This window comes from bacterium (assembly GCA_030655055.1).
Taxonomy (GTDB): domain Bacteria; phylum Edwardsbacteria; class AC1; order AC1; family EtOH8; genus UBA5202.
In genome coordinates, this window is sequence record JAURWH010000022.1 from 1 (window position 1) to 6,201 (window position 6,201).

Genomic DNA, 6,201 nt, shown 5'->3' on the forward strand with positions numbered 1-6,201 from the left:
TTCTGTCTGGCTTCCGGCAACAAGGCCTATCTAAGCCAATACATCGGCGAGATGGATAACCTGGCCACCCTGGAATTTTTCAAAGAGGCGGTTGAAAAATACCAGAAGTGGTTCCGGATAAAGCCGGAGGTCATTGTCCACGACCTGCACCCTGACTATCTTACCACCAGATGGGCCAAGGAACAGACTGGCGTGGCTCTGAACACGGTACAGCATCACCAAGCCCATATCCTAAGCACCCTGGCCGATAACGGCAAAATGGTCCCGGCCATCGGAGTGGCCTTCGACGGCACCGGCTACGGCGGAGACGGCAATATCTGGGGCGGGGAGTTCTTCCTGTTCGACGGCAAAACGATGGACAGGGCCGGGCACCTGGAATACCTGCCCCTGCCGGGAGGCGAAACCTCCATCAAAAAGCCCTACCGGATAGCCGCCGCCTACGGCAAGTATCTTTTGAATGAACTGCCGGCGCCGGTGTTCCCCAAGCAATACCAGCCAGAACTGGAACTGATATCCAAACAATTGGACAGCAAATTCAACCTGGCCTGGACCTCCAGCCTAGGGCGCCTGTTCGACGCGGTCAGCGCATTGCTGGGGGTATGTCCCGCCATTACCTTTGAGGCCCAGGCGGCCATCGCGCTGGAGAATTGCGTTGATCCCGGCACCACCGGCAGATACGATCATCAGATAATTCAATCAGACGGACAGTCAATAGTCCGGTTAAAAGAGATGTGGCGGCAGTTGAACGACGACGTTAAAAAAGGCGTGGCACCGGGCGTTTGTTCGGCCAAATTCCACAATACAATCGTTGACTTTACCCTGGCAATGTGCGATAATTTAAAGCTACGATCAGGGATAAAAACCGTGGCACTTTCCGGGGGCGTGTTCCAAAACAGAACTCTGTTGGACCGTGTCCGGCAGGGATTGTTGCAAAAAGATTACCAGGTACTGATCCACAAACAGGTACCGTCGAATGACGGCGGAATAGCCCTGGGACAATTGGTGTCAAGCATTTTAGGGAAGTAAGAAGATGTGTTTAGCCATACCAGCCAAGATCGAGACCATCGAGGGGAACAAGGCCGAAGTGGACATCCGGGGCCTTAAACGCAGCATCGGACTGCATATGATGCCCGACGCCAAGGTGGGGGAGTTCGTGCTGATCCACGCCGGCTTTGCCATCCAGCGGATAGATCCCAAAGAGGCCGAGGAAACATACCGTTTGCTGGAAGAGACCGGCATCACCATCACCTGACGGCCAGCCAGCATGATCGATCTTGATAAATTCCGCGACCCGGTGGTGGCCGCAAAACTGGTCAAAAGGATAGAGGGCCTGTGCGACGGCCCTTATTCCTTCATGGAGGTCTGCGGCAGCCACACCATGGCCATCTCTCAGTTCGGCATCCGGGGGCTGATCCCGAAGTCAATAAAACTTTTATCCGGGCCGGGCTGCCCGGTCTGCGTCACTTCGCTGACCGACATCGATAAAACGATCGCCATTGCCGGGCTGAAGGAAGTCATCTTTACCACCTTCGGCGACATGGTCCGCGTTCCCGGTTCGCACAGCAGCCTGCGGGAGGCCAAGTCCCAGGGGGCCGATGTCAGGATACTGTACTCTCCGCTGGATGCCCTGCAGATCGCAGCCGAGAACCCGCAGAAGCAGGTGGTCTTTGCCGGAGTGGGTTTTGAGACAACCTCGCCCACCATCATCGCCACGGTGCTGGAGGCCAAAGAGAAGGGCATCGGCAATTTCTCGGTCTATCCGGCCTTCAAGACCGTGCCTAACGCTTTAAAAGCCATATTGGAATCCGGCCGGACCAGGATAGACGGGTTCCTCTGTCCGGGGCATGTTTCGGCCATCATTGGCAGCCGGCCGTATCAATTCATTCCGGCGGAATATCAGATCCCCTGCGTCATCGCCGGGTTCGAGCCACTGGACATACTGGAGTCAATAGTAATGCTGCTGGAACAGCTCCGAAGCCATAAAAAGGACGGGCTGGCTTTCAGCGTGCAGACCGAGTACCGGCGGGGCGTGCCGGATGCCGGCAACCCCCACGCCCTGGCAATACTGGACAAAGTGATGCAGCCCTGCACCGCCGAATGGCGGGCCATCGGCAGCATCCCGGAGACCGGGCTTTGCTTCCGGGAAGAATACGTTTCTTTCGACGCTGCAAAACGATTTAAGATCGAAGTCCCGCCGGCCATAGAGCCCCAGGGCTGCATCTGCGGCCAGGTGATGATGGGACTTCATCAGCCTGATGAATGCCCGATGTTCGGGAATAAATGCACACCGGAAAGCCCGGTGGGACCGTGCATGGTGTCATCAGAAGGGGCCTGCGCAGCGTGGTACAAATACGGGGCGGGGACTGAAAAACAAAATATTAAAAATCAAAAATAAAAAACCATTGGGTGTTACCGATAAAATACTTTTAGCCCACGGCTCCGGCGGGCGTCTTTCCCACGAGTTGATTGAAAAGGTATTCAAGACTCGTTTTTCAAACGCTCTGCTCAACCAGGGGGATGATGCGGCTGAATGCAAATTGCAGACTGCAAACTGCAAAATTGCTTTTACCACGGACAGTTATGTGGTCAAGCCGCTATTCTTCCCGGGCGGGGACATCGGGCGGCTGGCGGTCTGCGGTACGGTCAACGATCTGGCCATGAAGGGCGCCCGGCCGTTGTATCTCTCGGTTGGATTCATCATAGAAGAAGGCTTCTCGCTTGAGACCCTGGAAAAGGTGGCTGATTCCATGGCGGCGGCCGCCAAAGAGGCAGGCGTGGCCATAGTAACCGGTGACACCAAAGTGGTTGATAAGGGCGCCTGCGATGGCCTGTTCATCAATACCTCCGGAGTGGGGGTGATCCCTGAGGGAGTCGAGATCTCAGGCTCCCTGGCTGTGCCGGGAGATTTGGTGATCATCAGCGGTTCCATCGGCGACCACGGGGCGGCGGTGATCAACGCTCGTAACAATTTCGGCCTCAGCGGGAACCTGCTCAGTGATGCGGCCCCGCTCAACGGACTGGTCGGAGAAATGCTGAAGGCGGGAATGATCCACGTTCTGCGCGACCCCACCCGGGGCGGGCTGGCCACCACGCTCAACGAGATCGCGCTGCAATCAAAGGTCACCATCAACATCGAGGAAGAAAAGATACCGGTCAAACAGGAGGTCAAAGGCGCCTGCGAGATGCTGGGCCTGGACCCGCTGTATGTGGCCAACGAGGGCAAACTGATAGCCATCGTGCCCCGGGAAGATTCGGAAAAGATATTGAGTGCCATGCGTCAGGACCCGCTGGGCAAAGATGCGGCCATCATCGGCAAGGTCGAAGCCGGCAAACCTCAGGTGCTGCTGACCACGTTCCTGGGAAGCAAGCGGCCGCTGATGATGCTGGAGGGCGAGGCCCTGCCGCGGATCTGTTAAAATCAACACAATAAGGCGATAGAGATGAAGATCAACGAAATACTGGAGCTGAACTGCATCAAGGTTCCGCTTAACGGGACCACCAAGGAGGAGATCATCTCGGAACTGGTGGCTTTGATGGCCGGGGCAGGTCTGATAGAGAACCAGCCGGACCTGCTCCGCTCGGCCATGGAGCGGGAAGGGCTGATGTCCACCGGGATCGGCAAGGGAGTGGCAATTCCCCACGGCCGAACCAAAGAACTTAAGAAGATGACTGGCGCCTTCGGCATCAGCCGCCAGCCGGTTAATTTCGGCTCGCTGGACGACCAGCCGGTGCAGATATTCTTTTTCGTGGCCACCCCCCAGAACTTCATCGCCGACCACGTCAAGGCCTTGGCTTTGGTCTCCCGGCTGTTGAACCGGGACCAGATCCGGGAACAGCTGGTGAAGGCGGCCAGCGCCGAAGAAGTGCTTAAAATATTCAGTCAGGTGGAATAAGAACATAATGCGGAAGAAACTATTGATCTGGGGCCCGGTGGCCGCCTGGCTGGTTTTGATGATCACGGCCACCTCCATCCCCAATTTAACGACCCCGGCAAGGTACCCCCATGCCGACCTAGTATTCCACATCGTGGTGTACCTGGTGCTGGCGCTGCTGGCGGCCCGGGCTTTTTCAATGACGGGATACCGGCATAAGGGGTTGTGGGCGGTGCTGCTGGTGATGGGGCTGGGCCTGGCCGCCATTGACGAATACCACGAAGTGATGGTCCCGGGAAGGACAGTATCATTTTTGGACTTTTCCATGAACGTGATAGGTTTTACGGCGGGCACCGGGATCTCCAAACTATGCTACAAGAACAAGGACGAAGACAAATGAAATTTCAAGCCAGCAAGGGCACATATGACGTGATGCCGGACCAGGTCCATCTCTGGCAGCACATAGAATCGGTGATCCGGGAGCAGGCCCGGATCTACGGCTTCAAAGAGATCCGTACCCCGGTCTTTGAGGACACCGCGCTGTTCGTCAAGGGCACCGGGGACACCACCGACATCGTCCAGAAGGAGATGTACACCTTCACCGACAAGGGCCAGCGCTCCATCACCCTGCGGCCCGAGGGGACGCCGCCGGTGCTGCGGGCCTTGATCGAGCACAACACGCTCAAGGAACAGCCATACATCAAGGTCTTCTACCTGGCCCCCATGTTCCGCTACGAGCGGCCCCAGGCCGGCCGGATGCGCCAGCACACCCAGTTCGGGGCCGAGGTGCTGGGAAGCCACAGCCCCCTGGCCGATGTGGAGGCGATCTCGCTGTTGTTCTTCACCCTGCAGAAACTGGGTCTGGGAGGCTTAAGCCTAAGGCTCAACAGCCTGGGCTGTTCCCAATGCCGGCCGCCCTACCGCCAGAAGCTGATGGACCATTTCAAACCCATGCTGCCGGAACTCTGCGACAACTGCCAGGACCGCTATAACCGCAATCCCCTGAGGATACTGGACTGCAAGATAGACCAGGCAAAGTTCAAGGATGTCCCGGAGATGAAGGACTATTTGTGCGGCGACTGCCAGACGCATTTTCAGACGGTGCAGGACCGGCTTAAGGATCTGGAGATCCCGTTCACCCTGGACAAGAACCTGGTCCGCGGACTGGACTACTATACCCGCACAGCTTTCGAAGTTGTTTCACAGCACCTGGGGGCCCAGGATGCCCTGGGCGGCGGAGGGCGCTACGACGGCCTGATGGAGGATCTGGGCGGAAGCCCCGCCCCGGGGGTGGGTTTTGGCTCAGGTCTGGAGAGATATGTTCTGGCTCTCAAAAATCAGGGAGTGAACCTGCCGCCGGAGAAGCGGCCGGATGTCTACATCGCCACTTTGGGCGATGAGGCGGTGAAGAAAGGAAGTTTGCTTTGCTCCCAGCTGCGGCAAAAGGGTCTGGTCTGCGAGCAGGAACTTCTGGGCCGCAGTTTAAAGGCCCAGATGCGCGAGGCCGGGCGGCTCAATGCCCGCTACGTGGCCCTGATAGGCGAGGATGAGATCAAGAAGGGCGTGGCGACGCTGAAGGACATGGACAAGCACCAGCAGGCCGAGGTGGCCTTTGATGAACTGGTGGTCAATGTGCCGAAGTACTGCCAGTGCGAGTAGGGGGCCGACTGCCCACGAAATGCACGAAATGGATCTAAATAAACAGAAAAGTAATTTTCGCGAGTTTTCGCGTTTTTAGTGGGGGGAGGTTCCTATGTCTGACAAAATAAAAGAATTCAATGCCTACCGCACCAAAATGAACGACCGGATACTGGCGGCGGAGCATACCGGCATCAAGCGGTTCTTTAACTTGGACACCGCCGCCTACCAGGACGGGGCGCTGCCGGGCAAGACCAAGGAGATGCTGGGGCTATGCGCTTCTGTGGTGCTGCGTTGCAATGACTGTATCAGTTACCATGTCATCCAGTGCAAAAAGCTGGGGGTAAGCCAGGCGGAGTTCGATGAGATCATGAATATATCGCTGGTGGTGGGCGGGTCCATCACCATACCGCATTTGCGCAAGGCGTATGAGATCTGGGACGAACAGGCTGGCTGATCCATAGCCCAGGCCTTAAGGCCTGGGCTATGGAAGAACAAAACAGTACAACATTAAAGATTACAAGCATCATGAAACTTGAAACCTTAGGCGCCTGGCAGCGCAGCCATACCTGCGGGGAACTGCGTTCCTCCAATAACAACCAGGAGGTCACCCTCTGCGGATGGGTCCACCGCAGCCGCGACCACGGCGGGCTGATATTCATCAACCTGCGGGACCGCTACGGCATCACCC

At 57.1% G+C, this 6,201-nt stretch carries 9 protein-coding genes; all 9 read left to right on the forward strand.

The features are described 5' to 3' along the window. Positions 1 to 1,026 (forward strand): carbamoyltransferase HypF (locus tag Q7U71_00980; GenBank protein ID MDO9390331.1); only part of this gene is annotated, 1,026 nt, incomplete at its 5' end. Positions 1,027 to 1,030: 4 nt separating this feature from the next. Beyond that, on the forward strand, positions 1,031 to 1,252 hold the full coding sequence (locus Q7U71_00985) for a HypC/HybG/HupF family hydrogenase formation chaperone (GenBank protein MDO9390332.1): 222 nt from the start codon (positions 1,031 to 1,033) through the stop codon (positions 1,250 to 1,252). A gap of 12 nt (positions 1,253 to 1,264) precedes the next feature. Continuing rightward, positions 1,265 to 2,395 (forward strand): hydrogenase formation protein HypD, encoded by a 1,131-nt coding sequence (gene hypD, locus Q7U71_00990; GenBank protein MDO9390333.1) that lies wholly within the window; start codon positions 1,265 to 1,267, stop codon positions 2,393 to 2,395. A gap of 7 nt (positions 2,396 to 2,402) precedes the next feature. Beyond that, the gene (gene hypE / locus Q7U71_00995; protein ID MDO9390334.1) at positions 2,403 to 3,416 is read left to right on the forward strand and encodes a hydrogenase expression/formation protein HypE; all 1,014 of its coding nucleotides are present in this window, start codon (positions 2,403 to 2,405) and stop codon (positions 3,414 to 3,416) included. A gap of 24 nt (positions 3,417 to 3,440) precedes the next feature. Next, entirely contained in the window at positions 3,441 to 3,893 is a 453-nt protein-coding gene (locus Q7U71_01000) for a PTS sugar transporter subunit IIA (GenBank protein MDO9390335.1), read from the forward strand. A gap of 7 nt (positions 3,894 to 3,900) precedes the next feature. Next, on the forward strand, positions 3,901 to 4,272 hold the full coding sequence (locus Q7U71_01005) for a VanZ family protein (protein ID MDO9390336.1): 372 nt from the start codon (positions 3,901 to 3,903) through the stop codon (positions 4,270 to 4,272). Further along, entirely contained in the window at positions 4,269 to 5,531 is a 1,263-nt protein-coding gene (gene hisS / locus Q7U71_01010) for a histidine--tRNA ligase (GenBank protein ID MDO9390337.1), read from the forward strand. Before Q7U71_01005 ends, hisS begins: the two co-directional genes overlap by 4 nt. A gap of 94 nt (positions 5,532 to 5,625) precedes the next feature. Then, positions 5,626 to 5,967 carry a carboxymuconolactone decarboxylase family protein gene (locus Q7U71_01015; GenBank protein MDO9390338.1) on the forward strand — a complete coding sequence of 114 codons (342 nt, stop codon included), beginning with the start codon at positions 5,626 to 5,628 and terminating at the stop codon, positions 5,965 to 5,967. Positions 5,968 to 6,038: 71 nt separating this feature from the next. Further along, on the forward strand, positions 6,039 to 6,201 hold a 163-nt coding region (locus Q7U71_01020), incomplete at its 3' end, for an OB-fold nucleic acid binding domain-containing protein (protein MDO9390339.1).

What these genes read in the sequence shown, in the direction of transcription:
- Q7U71_00985 (MDO9390332.1), top strand. Translation starts at nt 1,031, where the DNA reads ATGTGTTTAGCCATACCAGCCAAGATCGAGACCATCGAGGGGAACAAG.
- hypD (MDO9390333.1), top strand. Translation starts at nt 1,265, where the DNA reads ATGATCGATCTTGATAAATTCCGCGACCCGGTGGTGGCCGCAAAACTG.
- Q7U71_01000 (MDO9390335.1), top strand. Translation starts at nt 3,441, where the DNA reads ATGAAGATCAACGAAATACTGGAGCTGAACTGCATCAAGGTTCCGCTT.
- Q7U71_01005 (MDO9390336.1), top strand. Translation starts at nt 3,901, where the DNA reads ATGCGGAAGAAACTATTGATCTGGGGCCCGGTGGCCGCCTGGCTGGTT.
- hisS (MDO9390337.1), top strand. Translation starts at nt 4,269, where the DNA reads ATGAAATTTCAAGCCAGCAAGGGCACATATGACGTGATGCCGGACCAG.
- Q7U71_01015 (MDO9390338.1), top strand. Translation starts at nt 5,626, where the DNA reads ATGTCTGACAAAATAAAAGAATTCAATGCCTACCGCACCAAAATGAAC.